This is a genomic window from uncultured Pseudoflavonifractor sp. (assembly GCF_944387805.1).
GTDB lineage: Bacteria > Bacillota > Clostridia > Oscillospirales > Oscillospiraceae > Pseudoflavonifractor.
This window is the reverse complement of sequence record NZ_CALXGI010000001.1, coordinates 60630-81510: the sequence shown is the minus strand read 5'-3', so window position 1 is coordinate 81510 and position 20881 is coordinate 60630. Positions and strand designations below refer to the sequence as shown.

Below are 20881 nucleotides of genomic sequence, written 5' to 3'. Positions count from 1 at the left end.
ATGCGCAAGCGCATAAAAGCTTCCGGCGTCAGCGGAAAGCTGAGCCAGTTCAGCGCCCTTCTGGGGCTGGTGAGCCTGGTGGCCTTCTGCATCTACGGCGCCGTGTTTCAGTACTTTGACCTGGTGGTCCTGCTGACCATCGCCCTGGGCGTGGTGTGCATGGAGGGCTATGTGCTCTCCTCCGCCCGGCCCGCCCAGCTGCTCAACATGTTCGGCGTGGCCTGCTATGCCTACGCTGTGGGCCTGTTCTTCCTCAACAGCTATCCTGTCTGGGCCGACTGGTACGGCAACTTCACCATGTATGGCTCCCGGGGCGGCATCGCCCCCGTGGTAGCCATTATCGTGCTGCTGCTGGTCTGCTGCGTCACCGGAATTATCTCCTGCTTTACCGCCAAGGGAAAGGATGTGGGCAAATGAAACAGGCAAAAAAACTGCTGCCTCTGGCGGCGCTGATCTGCCTGCTGTGCACCTCCTGCGCCACCACCGCCGTGTCCAACGCCCAGCGCTATCTGGACAGCTCCGGCGCCATTCTGAATACCCTCTTTGCCAGCACCGATGTCTCTGCCCCCTCCGGCAGCGGAGGCGAGACCGTGACCGCCGAACCTCTGAACACCCCTACCGACTTTGTGATGAGCGAGGACGGCACCTACTCCTTTACCGGCGTGGAGGGCGCGGACTACTACCTGCTCTATTTCTGCGCCCCTGACACCGCCGAGGGGGACGACAGCTTCCTCTACTCCAGCGAGCCCATTCCCTCCGACAGCAGTGCGGGCACCTACACCGGCAGCTATCTGGATGTGATTAACGCCGCCTACGGAGAGTATCTGGCCCGTGTGGTGGCCTGCCCTGCCATCGGCGACACCAGCCACAGCATGTCCGCTCCCGCCGCCGCCCCCTTTACCGCAGTGGGCGAACAGTCCGCCCCCATGCTGGAGTACTTCTGGGACCCCTTCTCCGACACCATGAATCTCCAGCTGTCCAATGCGGGCGCCTACACCTACGAGGCCTATCCCGCCGAGGTGGAGGTCACCCGCACCAATGTCAACGACCCGTCTGACACGGTGACCGCCGTGCTGGAGGGGGTTACGCCGGACAATGCCAACTTCTCCACCCCCCTCACCAAGGGCCAGACCTACACCCTCACCGCCCGCGCGATCAGCGACAGCCCCTATGTCACCAACGCCACCAGCGATGAGACGGTGGTGGCGGAGAATGCCGCCCTGGGCGATCTGAATATACTCAGCCCAGGCTACTCCTATACCCATGGCTCCATCAACTTCCCCCTACTGACCGAAAACTTCGACTTGGCCAACGGCGGCTCCGCCGGTGACCTGGTGGGCTTTGCCGGCGCCTACTCCTACAACTGCACACCCACCACGCCCTCTGCCGGCTCCGCCTACACCTACATTGTGGACATTTACTTTGTGGATCAGGGCGAGGGCACGCTGGAACTGCGGGAGGACGGCACCGCCACCCTGTCCCACTCCCAGTGGGCCTTTATTACCGCCGCCCATATTGACGGCGTCTGGATCGACAACGGCGACGGCACCGCCACCTTGAACTTTAACACCAACTCCGTGGCCGACGGCTAATTGACGCACAGCCTGTCCGCAGGGCAGCGTCCCAAAACAACACCAAAACCGCAGGACAGAACAGCGTTTATGCTGTTCTGTCCTGCGGTTTTTATCTGGAAAATCAGGTCGCGTCGCAGCTGTCCTGCGTATGTTTCTCCCTGTGCCGTCCGGCGCATATGTCGCTTTCTTACAGCTTGGACAGAGCCGCCCTGTCCGCCACCAGGGTCACATCAGGGTGGAGCTGCAGGATGGAGGCGGGCAGCTGGGGGGTCACAGGGCCCTTCACCATGCCGTACACCGCGTCCGCCTTGTCCGCGCCGCTGGCCACCATCACAATCTTCCGGGCGCCCATGATCACGCCGATGCCCATGGTCAGGGCCTGGCGGGGCACCTCGTCCCGGGAGGCGAAGAAGCGGGCGTTAGCCTCGATGGTGCTCTCAGTCAGGTCCACCACATGGGTGGGCACCACGAACTCGCCGCAGGGCTCATTAAAGCCGATGTGGCCGTTGCGGCCCACGCCCAGCAGCTGCAGGTCGGCGCAGCCCAGGCTGCGGACAAAGGCGTCGTACCGGGCGCACTCGGCCTGGGCGTCCTCAGCCAGGCCGTTTGGCACATGGGTGCACTCGGGCCGCACGTCCACATGGTCAAACAGGTTGTGCTGCATGAAGTAGCGGTAGCTCTGGTCGTGGGCGCCGGAGAGCCCCTTGTACTCGTCCAGGTTCACCGTGGTCACCCCGGCAAAGGAAATCTTGCCCGCCCTGTAACGCTCCACCAGCCGCCGGTAGGTGCCCACGGGAGAGGAGCCGGTGGCCAGACCCAGCACACACTCCGGCTTCAGGATCACCTGCGCCGCAATGATGCGGGCCGCCTTCTCGCTCATCTCTTCGTAGTTTTCCGCTGCATAAATCCGAATCATGGCACGTTTCTCCTTTTTCATTCTCTGGGGCGGCTCACTGTCCGCCCAGGATATAGCGCTCAATGGCGACGGCGGCGCCGTCCTCCATATTGGAGGCGGTTTCCACGGCCGCCGCGTCTTTGACTTCTTGCGGGGCGCCGCCCATGGCTATCCCCAGGCCGGCGGCTCTGAGCATGGTGATGTCGTTGCCGCTGTCACCGATGGCCATGGTACGCGCCGGGTCGATGTTCAAAATTCGGCAGACTGACAGCATGCCGTTGGCCTTGGTGGCCTGGCTGTGGGTGATCTCCACACTCTGGGGGCTGGACCAGGCAAAGGCGATGGGGGCTCCGGCCAGAAGCCGCTCCGCGTCCGCTCTCAGCTCACAGGGGATGTAGGGCAGGTTGACCTTGTCCAGGGCCAGATCGGGCTGTTCCAGCACCGTATCCAGGCTGGGCACCTCCTGCCCCCGTGTATTGAGAATGCTGTTCAGGTGGAACCGGAGGGCCTCTCTGTGCTCCCGCTGCATATCCCAGCTCTCCCGGGTAAGATAGAGCCGTCCGCCTGCGGAGAGCTCCACGGGCAGGCCCAGGCTGGCGGCAATCTCCATCACCTGCCGGGCCGTGTCCGTCTCAATATAATGGGTCTCCAGCAGTTCGCCGGTGCGGAGGCAGCGGATCTCGCCGCCGTTGCACAGAACGCACAGGTTCTCCCAGTCCGCGCCGGTGCGGACGGCAGGGGGCAGCATGGCGTACTGCCGCCCAGTGACGGGAACAATGGCCACACCCTTTCTGGCCGCCGATGACAAAGCGGCGTACAGCCGAGGGGTGAAGGTCTTATGGTCATCCAGAAGGGCGGTCCCATCCAAATCCATGGCAAGCAGAGAAAATTCCATCTTGGGAACACCTCTCTTTCTAAATCGTATGCGGGCCCCTCCTGTCTGACGGGCGGTGTTTCTCCGGCCCGGCAGATTTTCTCCCCGTCCGCCGCAACCGGCAGCAGAGGCAACAGCAGGCCGCAGGCCCCGGAAAGGGCCCGCGGCCTGCTGTTTGTCCATAAGGATTTCAGCTGCGGGTCAGAACGAACTTCCCGCCGTTGCGGACACAGTCTGCCAGGAGAATCCAGGGCATCTCTACCTGTCCCACCACGTTGACCCGGCTGTCCGCCGGCAGATCGGATCGGACCAGCTGCACCTCACCGGAGTAGCGGCCATAGCCGTCGTTGTCCATGGTAATGCTGCCCCGCATCCGGGGCAGGCAATTCCACGGCTCCACCTGCTTGCCGGAGCAGGAATATTCTCTCGACTCTGCAACGCGGATAAGCCATGCCGGCGCGTCGGGCCGGTTGGTAAACACCCGGTCATAGAGCCACTGAGCCCCGGGCAACAGGCGGGCGGGAATTTCCAGCACACCCTCCCGGCAGAACCGGAGGATGCGCGCCCGTTCCCGGGAAGAGATACCCGGATCGCCCACAAAGACGCCGTCCGTACCCAGCCGGACCGCCAGATCGGCAAAGCAGGCCGAAGGCGGAAGTCCCCGGTGGCGCTCCAGGGTGGGCAGGCCCTCATGGATGGGCCCCCGCAGCTCCCTGTCGCCTGGGATAAAGGCCAACACCCTCAGGCCCGCCGACTGGAGGGCTCTGGTGGTCTTCAGGAAAAATTCATCGTCCAGGCCGGTTTCAGGCCGGGGATAGAAATTGTGCATGGCCATCACCAGCGGCCCGGCAGCGGCAATGCGCGCCGCGTCCTCCGGAGCGGTGGTGGAGGCATTGACCACAACGGGAATGCGGGCTGCCAGGGCGGCAATCGCCTCCGTGGTGAATCCGTAGTCCACCCGGAGTGCCCAGACACCAAGCCGTTCGGCCAGCCGGATCAGATCCGGCTGGCCAAACTGAGAAACGGTTTTGGTGGAGATGTCCGCAATTATCCGAAAGTTCCGGGCGCTGAGCCACCGGCAGACCTCCTCTGCCCGGCGGCAGTAGTCCGCCGAGAACTCCTCGCTGATGTGGAGGGAGAGGAACACGGCCGCGCCGCTGCCAGCGAGGGTCTCCAACTCCTCCCGCTGCTGCGCAAAGGAGGCCAGGTAGACCGAATAGCCCAGGGGCTCAGGCCGCGGCCACATCCTGCTCCTTAATGCCGAGCCAGGTGAAGATAAAGCCCATAATGTAGCTGATCACCAGGCCGATGAGGAAGTAGACGATGGACATGGCGGCACCATTGGGACCGGCAGTCATAACGAAGATGCCCAGCAGGCCGGAGGGGCCCCAGGTCGTGGCAGCTACCTGCATCAGCATGACGAAGGCGCCGCCGAAGCCGGCGCCCAGGCCGGCGGTGATGAAGGGCTTGCCCATGGGGAGGGTGACACCGTAGATGAGGGGCTCACCCACGCCCAGGATACCGGCAGGCAGAGCGCCTCCGATAACCTGGCGCAGGCGGTGATTGCCGGTGCGCTTTGCCTTGATGGAGAGGGCGATGGCAGCGCCCACCTGGCCGGCGCCGGCCATGGCCAGGGCGGGATACAGAGTGACGTAGCCGAAGGCCTCAAGCTGGACTGTGTACAGCGCCACCAGGCCGTGGTGCATGCCCATGGCCACCATGGGCAGGAACAGGGCGGCGCCCAGATAACCGGCCACCATACGGACCACGGGATTGGTGCTCATGGCCACAACCTCGACCACCTTGCACAGGCCGGTGGAAATGAGGCCGGTGATGGGCATAACAATGAGGATATAGGGGATCAGGGTGATAATGAGAGTCAGGATAGGGGTGAAGCAGATGTCCACAGCGTCGGGCATTTTGCTTCGAATGGCCTTCTCGATTTTGCACATAACCCACACGCCAATGACGACAGCCAGAACGCCGCCGCGGCCAGCGCGGAGAATGGCGTCAAGCGGCTGAGCCTCATTATACAGGCCGATGATCTTGGAAATGGTGTCAATGCCGCCCAGGGTGGTGATCATACCCACCATGCCGCCCAGAATGGGGGTGCCGCCGAACCTTTCGGCAGCCCGGTATCCAGCCCAGGCAGTGATATAGGTCATGAATGCGGTGTTGATGAGACTGAGCAGATTATAGATAATGTTCCAGACCGCGTTCTCCGTGTAGTTGGGAATGGCCTGGGCCAGCAGAGTAGCAAGGCCGGAACAGATGCCGGCCGCAATGACGCCGGGAATCAGAGGTACGAAGATCTCGCCGAAGGTTTTGAGCATGGCCTTGACCTTGCTCTCCTTCTGAGCGCCCTTGATGGCGGCTTTGTTGGCCTTCCAGTCGCTGCTGGCGGACACGCCGGTGCCGCCATTCTCGGCAGAGACGGGGATACCCATCTCTTTGTAGATATCGGCCACCTTGCGGCACTTGCCGGGGCCGACAACGACCTCCACATAGCCGGGGTTGTCGTGCACCAGGCCCAGAATGCCTTCGACCTTCTTCAGGGCCTCGTCCTGGATGGCCCCGTCATTCTTGACATGGATACGGACGCGGGTCATGCAGTTGGTTGCGCTGGCGACGTTGCTTCTGCCGCCGACCAACTCCAGGATCTTGTTGGAAAGTTCCTGATTTGTCATGTTGCACCTCTCCTTTTCTATTGGGGTTACACACAATCGTTCCGCTGAGCGGAACGCAAAACAGCCGCGCGGCTGTTTTGGCCATAATCAGCTTCCGGCCGGCGCCGGAATTATCGGATGGCCTCGCGGACATGGCCTCCCGCCTTGTCCAGGCGGACCTTGGCTTCTCCCGCGTCACAGTTGGCCAGAATCATGGTAATGGCGGTCTTTACGCTGCCCCCTGCCGCGGCGATAGCGGCCTTGGCCGTGCTGCGGTCCACGCCGGTGGCCTCCACGACAATCTTCTCTGCCCGGACATGGAGCTTCTCGTTGGTCTGCATCACATCCACCATCAGGTTCTGGTAAGCCTTGCCCACACCCACCATTGTGGCAGTGGAGATCATGTTGAGGATCAGCTTCTGGGCTGTCCCTGCCTTGAGCCGGGTGGAACCGGTGAGTACCTCGGGACCCACCACCACCTCGATGGCCAGGTCGGCCGCCTGGCCTACGGCAGAGCCGACGTTGCAGGAAATTGCCACCGTGCGGCACCCCAGCTCCCGGGCATAGTCCAGGCCGCCCAGCACATAGGGAGTGCGGCCGCTGGCGGCGATGCCCACCACCAGATCGTCCTTGCTCAGATTGTGGGCCTTCAGATCATCCCGGCCCAGGTCCCGGCTGTCCTCGGCGCCCTCAACCGCCTTGATGAAGGCCTTTTCGCCGCCGGCGATGAGACCCACCACCAGGTCGGGGGACACGCCGAAGGTGGGGGGGCACTCGGCGGCATCCAGCACGCCCAGGCGGCCGCTGGTACCGGCGCCCATATAAAACAGCCGTCCGCCCTTCTCCAGGGAGTCAATGGCCCACTCCACTGCCTTGGCAATGTTGGGCAGCTGCGGCTCAATGGCCTGGGGAACTCTGGCGTCCTCCCGGTTCATGGCCGTCACAACCTCCAGCGGGGTCATGGTGTCCAGATTCATGGTGGCCTGATTACGGGTCTCCGTGGTCATTGCGTCCAGATTTAAATTCAACGCCCATTCTCCTTCCGCGCCTGAGTGGAGCCGGTGGTGCGTTCCGCTCCATCTCCTCTCAGCCCGTCCGAAAGCCAGGAGGAGAAATCATATTGCTGCAAGCAACAGCCTTCGCTGTGCATTCATCCTAATAAATACTGCATTTCATGTCAATTATTTGAGCAGTTTATGGCACATTGTTTCGCTAACTGATTTCTTTTCTTTCATTCTCGGCATTTTGATGAAACTTTCCAGGACAAAAAGTTTCAAATTGTCTGATATGCACATATGGTGCGAAGAAAGTTTTATCTTTTCCCTTGACACTTGAAATTTTCGTTGCTATACTGTGCTCGCAAGCAAAAGTTGAATACAATAGCCGCCTGAGTTTTGTGCGTTCTGACGTCCGTTCCGGAAAGTCCTCTGCGCCGGGGTATTGTCCCCGGGAGAGTTCTGTCCGGAGGGACGTCTTTTCTTTTTACGCGGCACAGTCATTGCAGCAGCTTGAAAGGAGCGAGCATTTTACATGTCTGAGAAAAGAGGATTTTCCTCCTGGTTCCTGGGCAAAAAGAAGGGCGGCATACAGACCCCCGCCGAGGAGCCCGGTGTGGAGCGTCTGGGCAGCCCCTTGGCCGGAACGGTTATCGGGATTGAGCAGGTGTCTGACAAGGTTTTCGCTGATAAAATTCTGGGCGACGGCGTGGCCATTATCCCCGCCGGCGGAAAGGTTTACTCTCCTGCCGACGGCACGGTGGAGAGCCTGCTGGACAGTCATCACGCCGTATGTATTCTCACCACCGGCGGCGCAGAACTGCTGATTCACGTGGGCAGGGACACCGTCTCCCTCAACGGAAAGCATTTTTCCGCCTATGTGAAGGAGGGCGACAAGGTCAAACGGGGCCAGCTGCTCCTGACCTTTGAGCGTGAGGCTCTCCTGGCCGAGGGCTTCGACCTGGCCACTCCCGTGGTGGTGAGCAACGGCGACGAGTTCACCATGGAAAAGTCCCAGGGCGGCGAGGTGCGCCCCGGCGACACGATCATCACCCTGACTAAAAATACCTGACTCACATCTGTTGATATTGAAGAAAGAAAACGAGGTAATGTAATATGACGCAGTTTCAATATAACATCACCGATCCCAACGGACTTCACGCCCGTCCCGCCGGCCTGCTGGTAAAAGAGGCCCAGAAGTTTTCCAGTACTGTAACGCTGACCCGGGGCGAGAAGAGCGCCGATTTAAAGCGGCTCTTTGCCGTCATGGGCCTAGGCGTCAAGTGCGGGGAGACCGTGAAGGTGGCCGTGGAGGGCCCCGATGAGACAGAGGCCGCTAAGACTCTGGAGAAATTTTTTCAGGAGAACTTTTAAAAGAGGAGGACGCGTGTTATGACGGTACTGCAAGGCGAAGGCGTATCCCGGGGTGTGGCCTCGGGACGGCTGCGCTTCCTCCGCCGGGATGCTCAGGCCCAGCCCCGCCGGGAAGTAGCCGATCCGGAGGCGGAGGTGGCCCGGTTTGACAAGGCCCGCGGCGAGGCCGTGGTCCAGCTGGCCAAGCTCTACGTGGAGACCAAGGCCAGACTGGGCGAGGAAAAGTCCCTCCTGTTCCAGATCCACCAGATGATGCTGGAGGATCTGGACTACCGTGACTCCGTCACCGGCATGATCCGGGATGAACACGTCAACGCGGAATACGCGGTGGACCAGACCGCCGCCCAGTTTTCCGAGATGTTTGCCCAGATGGACGACGACTATATGAAAGAGCGGGCCGCCGACGTACTGGATGTGTCCCGGCGGGTCATACGGCTGCTCACTGGCCGGGAGGACGAGGAGTTGGGTGGCAGCGAGCCCTGCATCATCGCCGCCGACGACCTGGCGCCCAGCGAAACCGCCCGGCTGGACCGAAGCAAGGTGCTGGGCTTTATCACTGCCCGGGGCTCCTCCAACTCCCACACTGCCATCTTTGCCCGTACTATGGGTATCCCCGCCGTGGTAGGCCTGGGGGACAGCCTGCTGGAGGAGTTCGACGGCAAGGACGTGTTCGTGGACGGCGGTTCCGGCCAGGTATATGTAGACCCGGACGCCCGAACCGCCGCAGAGCTGGAGAACCGCCGTGACAAAGAGACAGCCCACCGCCGCTATCTGGACACCTTCCGGGGGCGGGAGGCCGTGACTCCCACGGGACACAAAATTCTGGTGTGCGCCAACATCGGCGCGCCCACGGATCTGGAGGCCGTTCTGGGCGCCGACGCCGACGGCATCGGACTGTTCCGCAGCGAGTTTCTCTATCTGGGCCGGGACAACTATCCCCCCGAGGAGGACCAGTACCAGGCCTACCGCCAGGTGCTGGAGGCCATGGACGGCCGCATGGTGGTCATCCGCACCCTGGACATCGGTGCCGACAAGCAGGCCGACTACTTCCAGTTGCCCAAGGAGGAGAACCCGGCCATGGGCCTGCGGGCCATCCGCATCTGCCTGACCCGGCCGGAGGTGTTCCGCACCCAGCTGCGGGCCCTGTACCGTGCCTCCGCCCACGGCAAACTGGGCATCATGTTCCCCATGATCACCTCAGTCAGCGAGGTGCTGCGGGTAAAGGAAATGTGCGCCCAGGTTCGCGCCGAGCTGAAGGCCGAGGGCGTCCCCTTTGACGAGAAGGTGGAGCTGGGCATCATGATTGAAACCCCCGCCGCCGCAGTCATCAGCGACCTGCTGGCCCGTGAGGTGGACTTTTTCAGCATCGGCACCAATGATCTGACCCAGTACACCCTGGCTGTGGACCGGCAGAACGCCCAGGTAGAGTCCTTCTGCGACCGGCACCACGAGGCCCTGCTGCGGCTCATCCGCACCACTGTGGAAAACGCCCACGCCGCCGGTATCTGGGCGGGTATCTGCGGCGAGCTGGCCGCCGACACCACTCTCACCGATTTCTTCATGGAGTTGGGCGTGGACGAGCTGTCCATGACGCCTGGCGCCATTCTGGAGACCAAGGCTAAAATTCTGGACCGGTAACAACATCACCCGCAAGAACCATCACAGGGAGGGAAGCCTTATGAAAAGCGCGCTGCTCAGACTTCGGGAGGCCAGAGATTCCCTCAGTGCTACCGAACGCTCCATTGCCGATTACCTGCTCTCACACCCTGAAGAGGCTATGGAGCTGAGTATTCACGAGATGGCGGAGCGCACCTTCTCCTCTCCGTCCACCATGATCCGTATGTGCCACCGCATCGGCTTTGACGGCTATAAGGAGTTTCGCCGGGCAGTGACCTACGAGATGGCCGTGCGGAAGCAGAGCGAGGAGGAGGAGCGGAAGGAGATCGCCCGTTCCGACAGCATTGAGGATATCATCGAGAAAATCACCTACAAGAATATCATGTCTCTGGAGGACACCAAGAATCTGCTGGATGCGGACACGCTCCAGCAATGCGTGGAGCTGCTGCGCAAATGCCGGACCGTGCTTCTCTTCGGTATGGGTGCGTCCCTCTGCGCCGCCCGGGACGCCTACCTCAAGTTTTTGAGGCTCAACAAGCCCTGCATGGTCAACGACGACTGGCACTCCCAATTCCTTCAGGCACGCAACGCCACCAAGGACGACCTAGGCATTGTCATCTCCTACTCCGGCGAAACCGTGGAGATGGTAGAGTGCATGAAGGCCATGCGTGAAAATCACACCCCCATCATCGCCATCACCCGCTGCGTCAGCTCCCCGGTGTCCGATCTGGCGGACTATAAACTCTACACCACTGCCAACGAGTCCACTTTCCGCAGCGGCGCCATGTCCTCCCGTATCTCCCAGCTCAACCTCATCGACATCTTGTACACCGCCTTTGCCAACAGCGAATATGAGTACTGCCTGGAGCAGCTCTCCCGGACCCATATCCGTAAACCCAGCTCCATGCGCAAGCCCATGCTGGAAGGAGGGGAGGATGCCGGGCTTCATATCTCCGGACATTAATACGGACAATTGTCCTCATTTTTTCTCTTTTTTCTGGAGAACTCCCCAAAATTTATCAACTTTAGAAATTTTGTTCCAGCATTCCTCCAATTCCTTGTTCATTTTTGTTCAATATGCTATGATGCTTTCAGATTCAGCATACTGAACAAGTATACATGGATGAGGAGGATTTTTTATGAGAACTATGCTCAAAAAGGCAACCGGGCTGATTCTCGCTGCGGCGCTGACCTTCTCGCTGGCTGCGCCCGCCGCAGCCGCCGGAAGCTCCCGCACCTCGGGAAGCCCAGCTGTCCCGTCTGCTGTAACAGAAGCTGCGCTTCCTCAGTGGAGCTGGCAGGCTCAGGTCACTTTCCCCGACTGGGCCGGTTATGTGGATGACACCCTGGCCATGAACAGCCTGTACAGTTTTGACGGCTACGCCGACCAGGGCGAGCTGTACGTCACCCTGGCCGCCGGCGTCACCAGCCTGCGGCTGTTCGTCAACAACGCCGAGGTGGACACCTCCGCCATGAAAGGTGGCAGCACCTACAAGGTGGACATCTCCGGCCTGACCGTGAACGGCACCAACACCGTCCAGGTCTCCGCCATCACCCCCTCCACCCTGGAGGGTGCCGTCACCGTCAGCATCCCCTATCCCACCGTCATCGAGGGCCTGCCCTCCGACGTGGGCATGAGCGGGGAGATCCTGAATGTGATTGACGACTTCATCGCCTCCGAGGTGAAGTACGGCTTCTCCGGCGCCCAGCTGGCCGTGGTGAAGGACGGTAAGCTGGTCTACTCCAACGCCTGGGGTGCCGTCAACGGCTACAACCCCGACGGCACCCGGATTGAGGAGGGCGCTGAGAACTACGTCCCCGTCACCACCGACACCCTGTACGACCTGGCGTCCAACACCAAGATGTACTCCGTCAACTACGCCCTGCAGTACATGCTCACCCAGGGCACCGGCGTGTATGACATCTCCCTGGACGACCCCATCACCAAGTTCTTCCCCGAGTTTGACGACGCGGGCAAGACCATCTTCAAGAACGGCACCAGTGCCGAGGACCAGGCTCAGATCCTCCAGTGGAAGTCTGAGCTGACCGTCCGGGACATCCTGATGCACCAAGCCGGCTTTGACCCCGACCCCCAGTACCACAACGACCAGTTCAACCAGGTCACCCAGAAGCCGGAGCAGGGCGTGGACAACCCCCTGTTCTCCCAGGACCGGGAGAACACCCTCCAGATGGTGCTGGCCTCTCCCTTGACCTACGAGCCGGGCAGCAAGACCGTCTACTCCGACGTGGACTACATGCTGCTGTGCTTCATCATCGAGAAGGTCACCGGTAAGGGCCTGGACGTGTTCCTGAAGGAGACCTTCTGGGATCCCATGGGCCTGACCCACATCACCTACAACCCCCTCCAGAACGGCTTTGAGAAGAACGACTGCGCCGCCACCGAGCTAAACGGCAACACCCGGGACGGCGCCATCAGCTTCAAGAACGTCCGCACCGACACCATCCAGGGCGAGGTCCACGACGAGAAGGCCTACTACGCCATGGGCGGCGTCTCCGGCCACGCGGGCCTGTTCGCCAACGCCGAGGATCTGGCCAAGCTGGCCTCCGTCATGCTGACCGGCGGCTACGGCGGCAACCAGTTCTTCAGCAAGGACATCATGGACGAGTTCACCAAGCCCAAGAGCCTGGACTACCCCACCTGGGGCCTGGGCTGGTACCGCCAGGCTGAGCTGGGCCGCAGCAGCTACTTCAGCGTGCAGTCCTCCAACTCCACCATCGGCCACCAGGGCTGGACCGGCACCCTCACCGTCATCGACCCCGAGAACGACCTGGTTGTGGTGCTGCTGACCAACAATAAGAACTCCCCCGTCATTGACAACACCGAGGATACCAACGACTTCTACTCCGACAATATGGTTCTGGGCGCTCTGGGCGCCGTGGTAGGGCTGGTCTATGACTCCATGCGCTCCAGTGTGGACGCTGTGGACGCCGTTGCCCTCCAGATGGCCAACGACCGTATCCGCCTGATGATAAGCCACAAGGACGCCTACGATGAGGCGCCCCACATGAACGACTCCTACGCTCTGGTGGACCTGCTGGTGACCATCGCCGAGCAGCGCAGAAGCGAGGTCACCAAGAACAACGCTCAGCTGGCCCTGAAGAACATCAACGACTTTGTGGCCCTTTATGTGGCCAAGGAGGAGAACAAGGCCAACGCCGCCGCCTGGTCCGCCCAGCTCCAGCAGCGCATTAACGCCATTGTTACCGACGGCTCCGTTCCCGCCGCCCCCGGTCTGACTGCCGTGCAGGTCTCCGCCGATCCCGCTGCCACGGAAGGCACCCCCTTCGGCGGCGGCGACCAGAACTACGTGTTCCTGCCCCGTCCCTACTCCCCCACCGGATCCACCTCCACCGTGTTCTACAACACCGGCACCTGGTTTGACGGCTACGAGGGCCAGGGCACCCTGTACATCAAGATGAGCAGCAGCGCCGACAGCGTCCGCGGCGACCAGGGCATCCGCATCTTCGTCAACGGCGTGGAGGTGGACAACTCCAACCTGACCGGCCAGGACGGCATCTACACCGTGGACGTGTCCAGCGTGGCCCGCAACGGCCGCAACAGCGTTGAGTTCTGCATCCCCAATATCAACGCCAACCGCTCCTTCGCCGTGGCTGTCTACAACCCCACCGTGGTGGACAAGACCGACGATCCCGACGCACTGAAGAACGCCGGTATCGACTCCAAGGCCCTGGACATGATCGACTCCATCATCAGCAACGATGTTGCCAACGGCTTCACCTCCGCCCAGCTGGCCATCATCAAGGACGGTCAGATGGTCTACTCCAACGCCTGGGGCACTGTGAACGCCTACAACCCCGACGGCGCTCCCAAGACCGACAGCCCCGCCGTCACCACCGACACCCTGTACGACCTGGCGTCCAACACCAAGATGTACGCCACCAACTATGCCATCCAGTATCTTCAGGCCAATTCCGGTGTTGGCCCCGATAAGAAGCCGGGTACTGATGATGATATTTACATGAATTTTGACATCAGCGACCCCATTACCAAGTACTTCCCCGACTTTGTGGACAAGACCATTGAAATCCACTACGACACCGCAAACGGCACCGGCGCCCCCGACCTGGAAACCGCCAAGGCCTGGAAGGCCGAGCTGACTGTGGCGGATATCCTTCAGCACCAGGCCGGCTTCGCCCCCGATCCCCAGTTCCACAACGACAAGTTCAACCAGGTCACCCAGCTGCCCGACCCCAACACCGACAATGTGCTCTACGCCATCGGCAAGGAGGCTGTGGCCCAGGCCATCTGCAAGGCTCCTCTGGTCTACGAGCCCGGCACCAAGACCGTCTACTCCGACGTGGACTACATGCTCCTGGGCCTCATCGTGGAGCAGGTCACCGGCAAGGACCTGAACACCTTTCTGAAGGAGACCTTCTGGCAGTCTCTGGGCCTGACCCACATCACCTACAACCCCCTGGACAACGGCTTTTCTGCCAATGACTGCGCCGCCACCGAGCTCAACGGCAACAGCCGCGACGGCGCCATTAACTTCACAGGCATCCGCACCGGCACCATCCAGGGCCAGGTCCACGACGAGAAGGCCTGGTACGCCATGGGCGGCGTCTCCGGCCACGCGGGCCTGTTCGCCAACGCCGAGGATCTGGCTAAGCTGGCCCAGATGATGCTCAACCCCAGCGGCTACGGCTCCAACCGCCTCTTCAGCGCCAACGTGAACGAGTATTTCACCTCCCGCAAGGATTCCTCCGCCACCTGGGGCCAGGGCTGGTGGCGCCAGGCCGACTGCGGCCGCCCCTGGTACTTCGGCGTCCAGGCCTCCCGGAACACCATCGGCCATCAGGGCTGGACCGGCACCCTCACCGCCATCGACCCTGAGCAGGATCTGATTGTGGTCTACCTGACCAACAAGATCAACTCCCCCGTCACCGACAACACCGTCAACGCCAACCAGTTTGACGGCAACTGGTACACCTCCTCCACCCTGGGCTTTGTGACCAACATTCTCTATCAGGGCATCACCGCCAACAGCACCGCCGACGACATCCAGCCCGCTCTGGACGCCCTCCTGGGCGACATGGCCGTGGACAAGATCCGCCTGGCCGACGCCGAGAATCTGGAGGACGCCGATCACCCCCTGATGCGCGCCGCCAACTCCATTGCTGAGCTGGCCTATGAGGTCTCCTACGCCCGCCCCACCGACGCCAACAAGGCCATGGCCCTCCAGATCTCTGAGGCTCTGCGCCGGCTGACTGACGTGGACACCTATGACCGGCTGGTCCGGGTCATGTCCTACAACATCCACTTCGGTCAGAGCCTTGAGAACGTGTATGACCTCCAGGCCATCGCCGACGTGATCACCTCCTCCGGCGCCGACATCGTCTGCCTCCAGGAGGTGGATGTGAACTGGGGTGAGCGCAGCAATTACGACGACACCCTGGCTATCTTGGCCGAGATGACCGGTATGGAGTCCTACAACGCCTACATCTATGACAAGCCCTCCTCCAGAGGCGAAGAGTACCCCAACGAGCGCTTCGGCGTGGCCTTCCTGAGCAAGTACCCCATCGTCTCCTCCTCCAACCACGAGATTACCCGCTGGAGCACCCAGGACGGCGATCCCCAACCCGGCGACCCCGGCTTCCCCGGCACCAAGCCCGGCTTTGGTGAAATTGTGGTAAACGTAAACGGAGTGTATATGCGCGTCTACAATACGCACCTGGACTACCGCGGCGAGAACCCCGAGGGCTATCCTCACACCATCCGTCTGGATCAGGTCAACGACATGCTCCGCATCATGGACGCCTCCACCTACCCCACCATCCTGACAGGCGATATGAACGCCGACGTCTCCGATCCTACCGCCGCCGAGGTCTTTGACCCTCTGCTGGAGAAGTTTGATGACGCCTGGGCGCTGGCCGGCAAGGGCGACGGTAACTCTTATCCCTCCGACAATCCCGACCGGAGAATCGACTACATCCTGACCACCCCCTCCTCCGTGGAGGTTGTGAATGCCTTTGAGATCAACAGCCAGGCTTCTGACCACCGCCCCGTAGTGGCCGACCTGCTGATCCACGGCACCGCCCCCTATGTCCCCCCGGAGACCGGCAGCGGCTCCAAACCCACCGAGCCCGAGTGGGAGAATCCCTACTCTGACGTGTCCGACAGCTACTGGGCCTATGATGCCATCCGCTTTGTCACCGAGAGAAAGCTGTTCCAGGGCATTTCCGGCGGCGGCTTCGCCCCCGAAATGACCATGAGCCGTGCCATGCTGGCCACTGTGCTCTACCGCGCTGCCGGCTCCCCTGCCGTCACCTCCTCCGCCGGCTTCACCGATGTGCCTGACGGTCTGTGGTACAGCGACGCCGTGAACTGGGCCGCCTCCAGGGGCATTGTCAAGGGTGTTGGCGGCAATCGCTTCGCCCCTGATGATAATGTTTCCCGTGAGCAGATTGCCACTATCTTCTATCAGTACGTCCTCTCCACCGGCGGGACAGCCAAGGCCGACGCATCTGTCCTTGCCGCCTATGGCGACAGCGCCTCTGTCCACACCTGGGCCGCCGATGGCATGTCCTGGGCTGTGAAGGAAGGTATTATCACCGGCAGGCCCGGCAGCCTGCTCTCGCTCACCGACAGCGCCACCCGCGCCGAAGTGGCTACCATGCTCATGCGCTTCTTCAACCAGTAACCCTTCCTTAATTCCCCCTCTGCTTGCCACCGGGGGCGGCCTGCGCAGGCCGCCCCCGGTGGCATTTCATAGTTTTGCCTTCAAAAAGAGCCGTGGAACCGGACAAAAATGCCAGTTCCACGGCTCTCTTGTTTTAGTCTTCAACAATACTTGTCCCGCCTGGCTCTAATCTGACCAGCCAGAGGGACAATGGCGTGGTACTCCGCCTGGTTTTTCTCAATGCAGGCCCGGGCCGCATCCACCGCCTCGGGCTCCAGCAGCAGGGACATGCCGCAGGACAGCTCCCCCTGGATGGACCGCGGGGCGGGAGCGATGCGGTTGGGGATGTTCTCCCCGTCCAGCAGGTCGTGGAGACGGAGGCCCTGCTCATAGTTGGCAAAGAGAATATAGTACCGGACATGTCCCTCAGCCATTGAGCAGCTCGATAAAGGCGCCGATCCGGGTGCGCAGCTGCTCGGCATCGGTGTCGGCGTAGTCGGTCTCCAGACTGAGCACCGGCACCCCCGCCTCATTCAGGGCCCTGGTCACAGAGTACTTCTCCGTGTCGTACAGGCAGCAGAATTTCAGGTTGCAGTCAATGACGCCGTCTACCTTATATTCCTTTACCAGGCGCAGGATGTCGTCGATACGGCCGGTGTTGGGGGTAAAGCAGGCGCAGTTGGTCTTCATGTACCGCTGGGACAGGGCCATGAACTGCTCGTCCAGGGTGGTCTTGGTCTCATCCACCAGGTTCTCAAAGTACCGGGTGCCGGTGCACATCTCCTCACAGACCACGGCGCCGCCGCTGGTCTCCACGATGTTGTGCAGCTTCCAGTTGGGCACGGCCATGGGGGTGCCGGTGATGAGGATGCGCTTGGTCCCTGCGGGCACCACGCTCACCCCGTCCCTGATGCGCTGCTCCAGCTCGTCGGCCAGCCGGTTGCACATCTGGGCGCAGCGGACCGGGTCGTCGAAGAAGGAGATCTGGGTCATCAGCAGGGCGTCCCGGCCGGAGATGGGCAGACACTCCGACTTGCGGCACTCGTAGACCCGGGCCAGGGCCTTCCGCTTTTCGTTGATGATGTGGATGGCCTCCCCCAGCTTCTCGGGGGTAATGGTGTTGCCGGTGAACTCCTCCACCATTTTGGCAAAGTCTGCAATCTCCTCCTTCCACTTGAGAATGTCTTTCTCCCGTTTCATCTGGGGCACATCCATAATGTACATGGGTACGTCCTCGCCCAGAATCTCGTAGGCCTTCTTCTTGCCGTCACAGGTGGTCTCGCCCACGTACATGTCGGCGATGCGGAAGAAGGGGCAGGTTCTGCCCAACCGGGCGCCCGCCGAGGCTTTCACCAGGGGGCAGGTACTCTTGGGCAGCACCTTCTCACCGTCGGGTACCCAGAACTGAGAGCCGCCGCACAATCCGGTAAAGATGCCGTCTGCGGCAATGATTACCTCGTCGGGCACATAGACGCAGAAGGTGCCGAACACCTTGCGTCCCTGCTTCTGGGCCTCAATGAGTTCGGCGGGGCGGATGCCGTGGACTTCGGAGATGACCAGATCCCAGAAATCCATGGCCTTGGGCCGGTTCTCCTGAGACAGGAACACGTCTCCCACCGCCGTGGGCAGCACCTGGCAGAGCAGGTCGTGGTTCTCCAGATCCATCCCCAGGTCTTTCCACATCTGAACATAGTCGGACATTGTAATTCCCTCCATTTTTGTCTTGGGCTTCAGCGTGCCCGCTTTTTCCGGTGTCCTTTTTGTTCAGTATACCGAATCTGGCCTTCCATGTGAAATTGCATTTTGATATGATCCACAGTCTGTTATCAGGTTTTTCTATGAGTCGCAAAAGAGGAGGACCAAAATGGTCCTCCTCCTGCTATACTCGTCTATTCTCCCAGCTTCTCCACCTGCCGGACGGTGAGCACCTCGCCCTCCACGGAGAAGCGGACGTTCAGCCCGGCAAACGTCATGCCGTACACCCGCTCGGGGTCCTGCTGGTAGGCGGGCCGGGGGTCGTGGGCCAGCACGCCGGTGAGGGCGGCCAGCTTGTCCGGCGGCACCAGAGCCTGGAGCTGGGGCGGGAAGTCCACCTCCAGCACCTTGCCCCCGTCCTGCCCGGCAAAGCCGCCGGAGGCCTCCGGGTGGCTGTCGGCGTAGGGCAGGTAGGGCTTGATGTCGAAGATGGGAGTCCCGTCCATCAGGTCAGCGCCCGCAACCCGCAGGATGTGTCCGTGCTCCGGATGGCGCTCCACCCCCAGCAGTCTTACCGACGACAGGCCAATGGGATTGGGCCGGAAGGGGGAGCGGGTGGCAAACACCCCCATGCGGGTGTTGCCCCCCAGCCGGGGCGGCCGCACCGTGGGGGACCAGCGCTCCCGCACCGCTCTGTGGAAGCCCCAGATGAGCCACAGGTGGCTGAAGTCCTCAATCCCCCGCAGGGCGTCCTCCCGGCGGTACTCCGGCTCAAACACCACCGCCGATTCCAGCTCCTCCACCAGTCCGCTCTGGCGGGGAATGCCGAATTTGCCGGAAAAGTCGCTGTGGATACGGGCGATGATCTTCAGTGCAGGCAGCTGCTGATTATCCATAAAATGTCTCCTCTCCGGCGCACCAGCCAGTAGATTTCCTGATTATAACACACTCTTTCTCCCCCCGAAAGGCCTTGTCCGACAACATTTTTTGATATTTGGGCGTTTTGCATAAAAACGGCAATATATTTTCTCCGTCCGCTTCACACTTTTCCCTTGTGCCAGGAGGACAAATCAATTATGATCTCCTTGTTCTGAAAAATATTTTTTGCTAAAAATTTTTTATGAGGTGATGTGTAATGGCACAGGCCACGGAAAGCCGCCCCGACCTGGTGTTCTCCTACCAGGGCATTCCCCCTGCGGGACAGCTGATTCCCCTGGGACTCCAGCACGTTGTGGCAGCGGTGGTGGGCGTCATCACCCCCGCTATGATTGTGTCGGGCACCTGCGGGCTCTCCGCTGAGGAAAAGACCCTGCTGATCCAGGTGTCCCTGGTGGTCACCGCGCTGGCCACCCTGCTGCAGCTCTTCCCCATCTTCGGCCGCATCGGCTCCCGCCTGCCGGTCATCATGGGCATCAGCTTTGCCTACGTCCCCACCCTCCAGGCCATCGGCGCCGGCTTCGGCCTGCCTGCCATTCTGGGCGCGGAGCTGGTGGGCGGTTTTGTAGCCATTCTCTTCGGCCTCTTTGTCCGCCCCATCCGCAAGCTCTTCCCACCCCTGGTCACCGGCACGGTTATCTTTACCATCGGCCTGTCCCTGTATCCCACCGCCGTGAAGTACATGGCCGGCGGCGACACCGCCAGCGAGTGGTTCGGCGGCGTGCGCAGCTGGGCGGTGGCTCTCATCACCTTTGCCGTTGTCATCTTCCTTCAGAACTACACCAAGGGTATCTGGAAGCTGGGCGCCCTTCTGTTCGGCATGATTGTGGGCTACATCGCGGCCTTCTGCTTCGGCATTGTGGACCTGTCCTCTGTGGCCTCCGCCTCCTGGTTTGCCCTGCCCAAGTTCATACCCTTCGAGCTCGCCTTTGAGCCCGCCGCCATCGCCTCCCTGGCCATTGTGTACGTGGTCAACTCGGTGCAGACCATCGGCGACCTGTCCTCCACCACCATGGGCGGCATGGACCGCCTGCCCACCGACAGGGAGCTGTCCGGCGGCATCATCGGCCAGGGCGTCATGAGCGTGCTGGGCGCCTTCTTCGGCGGCCTGCCCGTGGCCTCCTACAGCCAGAACGTGGGCATTGTCACCGTCAACAGGGTCATCAACCGGGCGGTATTCGCCCTGGCCGCCCTCATCATGCTGGTGGCCGGCTTCATCCCCAAGTTCGCCTCCGTCCTCTCCACCATTCCCCAGTGCGTGGTGGGCGGCGCCACCATCTCCGTGTTTGCCACCATCACCATGACCGGCATCCGCACGATCACCGACGGCGGCTTCTCCGCCCGGAAGAGCACCGTGGTGGGTCTGTCCGTGGCCCTGGGCGTGGGCATCACCCAGGTATCCGGCTGCCTGAGCGGCAACGGCTTCCCCGACTGGGTCCACACCGTGTTCGGCTCCTCCTCCGTGGTGGTTGCCACTCTGATGGCCATCCTGCTCAACCTGATCCTCCCCAGGGAGAAGGCTCCCGCCGAGACCGCCGCGAAGTAATTCATACATCACAAACCGCCCCGGAGCACTGCTCCGGGGCGGTTCTT

The 20881-nt window shown here is 61.5% G+C and carries 16 protein-coding genes; 8 read left to right on the top strand and 8 right to left on the bottom strand.

Translation table 11 applies throughout. The features are described 5' to 3' along the window. Entirely contained in the window at nt 1–417 is a 417-nt protein-coding gene (locus Q0K06_RS00345) for a hypothetical protein (protein ID WP_294547075.1), read from the top strand. Next, entirely contained in the window at nt 414–1592 is a 1179-nt protein-coding gene (locus tag Q0K06_RS00340; RefSeq protein ID WP_294547073.1) for a hypothetical protein, read from the top strand. Before Q0K06_RS00345 ends, Q0K06_RS00340 begins: the two co-directional genes overlap by 4 nt. Nucleotides 1593–1761: 169 nt before the next feature. On the opposite strand, the gene nagB is transcribed toward Q0K06_RS00340, so the two are convergent. The 5 genes from nagB to murQ all read right to left on the bottom strand — a co-directional run bounded on the left by nagB (nt 1762) and on the right by murQ (nt 7037). Next, a complete protein-coding gene (gene nagB / locus Q0K06_RS00335) occupies nt 1762–2487 on the bottom strand; it encodes a glucosamine-6-phosphate deaminase (protein WP_365924128.1) in 726 nt (241 codons plus the stop codon). Between the two features lie 37 nt (nt 2488–2524). Further along, on the bottom strand, nt 2525–3364 hold the full coding sequence (locus Q0K06_RS00330; protein WP_294547067.1) for an HAD family hydrolase: 840 nt from the start codon (nt 3362–3364) through the stop codon (nt 2525–2527). A 169-nt stretch (nt 3365–3533) separates the two neighbouring features. Further along, nucleotides 3534–4589 carry a MupG family TIM beta-alpha barrel fold protein gene (locus Q0K06_RS00325; protein WP_294547064.1) on the bottom strand — a complete coding sequence of 352 codons (1056 nt, stop codon included), beginning with the start codon at nt 4587–4589 and terminating at the stop codon, nt 3534–3536. Continuing rightward, nucleotides 4573–6030 (bottom strand): PTS transporter subunit EIIC, encoded by a 1458-nt coding sequence (locus tag Q0K06_RS00320; protein WP_294547061.1) that lies wholly within the window; start codon nt 6028–6030, stop codon nt 4573–4575. The genes Q0K06_RS00325 and Q0K06_RS00320 overlap by 17 nt, the downstream gene beginning before the upstream one ends. Nucleotides 6031–6140: 110 nt before the next feature. Continuing rightward, complete coding sequence (murQ, locus tag Q0K06_RS00315) at nt 6141–7037, bottom strand: N-acetylmuramic acid 6-phosphate etherase (RefSeq protein ID WP_294547058.1); 897 nt, start codon at nt 7035–7037, stop codon at nt 6141–6143. Nucleotides 7038–7539: 502 nt separating this feature from the next. Between murQ and Q0K06_RS00310 the strand changes: the two genes are divergently transcribed. The 5 genes from Q0K06_RS00310 (at nt 7540) to pbp4b (ending at nt 16678) form a co-directional block, all read left to right on the top strand. Continuing rightward, entirely contained in the window at nt 7540–8076 is a 537-nt protein-coding gene (locus Q0K06_RS00310; RefSeq protein ID WP_294547055.1) for a PTS glucose transporter subunit IIA, read from the top strand. Nucleotides 8077–8120: 44 nt separating this feature from the next. Beyond that, entirely contained in the window at nt 8121–8378 is a 258-nt protein-coding gene (locus tag Q0K06_RS00305; protein ID WP_294547052.1) for an HPr family phosphocarrier protein, read from the top strand. A gap of 18 nt (nt 8379–8396) precedes the next feature. After that, nucleotides 8397–10016: a phosphoenolpyruvate--protein phosphotransferase gene (ptsP, locus tag Q0K06_RS00300; protein WP_294547049.1), complete on the top strand. Its 1620-nt coding sequence runs from the start codon at nt 8397–8399 to the stop codon at nt 10014–10016. Between the two features lie 40 nt (nt 10017–10056). Further along, nucleotides 10057–10959, top strand: coding sequence for a MurR/RpiR family transcriptional regulator (locus Q0K06_RS00295; protein ID WP_294547046.1), 903 nt, complete (start codon nt 10057–10059; stop codon nt 10957–10959). 175 nt (nt 10960–11134) lie between these two features. After that, nucleotides 11135–16678 (top strand): penicillin binding protein PBP4B, encoded by a 5544-nt coding sequence (gene pbp4b, locus Q0K06_RS00290; protein WP_294547043.1) that lies wholly within the window; start codon nt 11135–11137, stop codon nt 16676–16678. Nucleotides 16679–16818: 140 nt separating this feature from the next. On the opposite strand, the gene Q0K06_RS00285 is transcribed toward pbp4b, so the two are convergent. The 3 genes from Q0K06_RS00285 to tsaA form a co-directional block, all read right to left on the bottom strand. Next, entirely contained in the window at nt 16819–17091 is a 273-nt protein-coding gene (locus tag Q0K06_RS00285) for a DUF3343 domain-containing protein (protein WP_294522020.1), read from the bottom strand. Next, nucleotides 17084–18358: a double-cubane-cluster-containing anaerobic reductase gene (locus Q0K06_RS00280; protein ID WP_294547040.1), complete on the bottom strand. Its 1275-nt coding sequence runs from the start codon at nt 18356–18358 to the stop codon at nt 17084–17086. Before Q0K06_RS00280 ends, Q0K06_RS00285 begins: the two co-directional genes overlap by 8 nt. Before the next feature lie 188 nt (nt 18359–18546). Next, on the bottom strand, nt 18547–19248 hold the full coding sequence (tsaA, locus tag Q0K06_RS00275) for a tRNA (N6-threonylcarbamoyladenosine(37)-N6)-methyltransferase TrmO (RefSeq protein WP_294547037.1): 702 nt from the start codon (nt 19246–19248) through the stop codon (nt 18547–18549). A 239-nt stretch (nt 19249–19487) separates the two neighbouring features. Here tsaA and Q0K06_RS00270 point away from each other — a divergent pair, with 239 nt between their 5' ends. Next, a complete protein-coding gene (locus tag Q0K06_RS00270) occupies nt 19488–20834 on the top strand; it encodes a nucleobase:cation symporter-2 family protein (protein ID WP_294547034.1) in 1347 nt (448 codons plus the stop codon). Nucleotides 20835–20881: the final 47 nt, after the last annotated feature.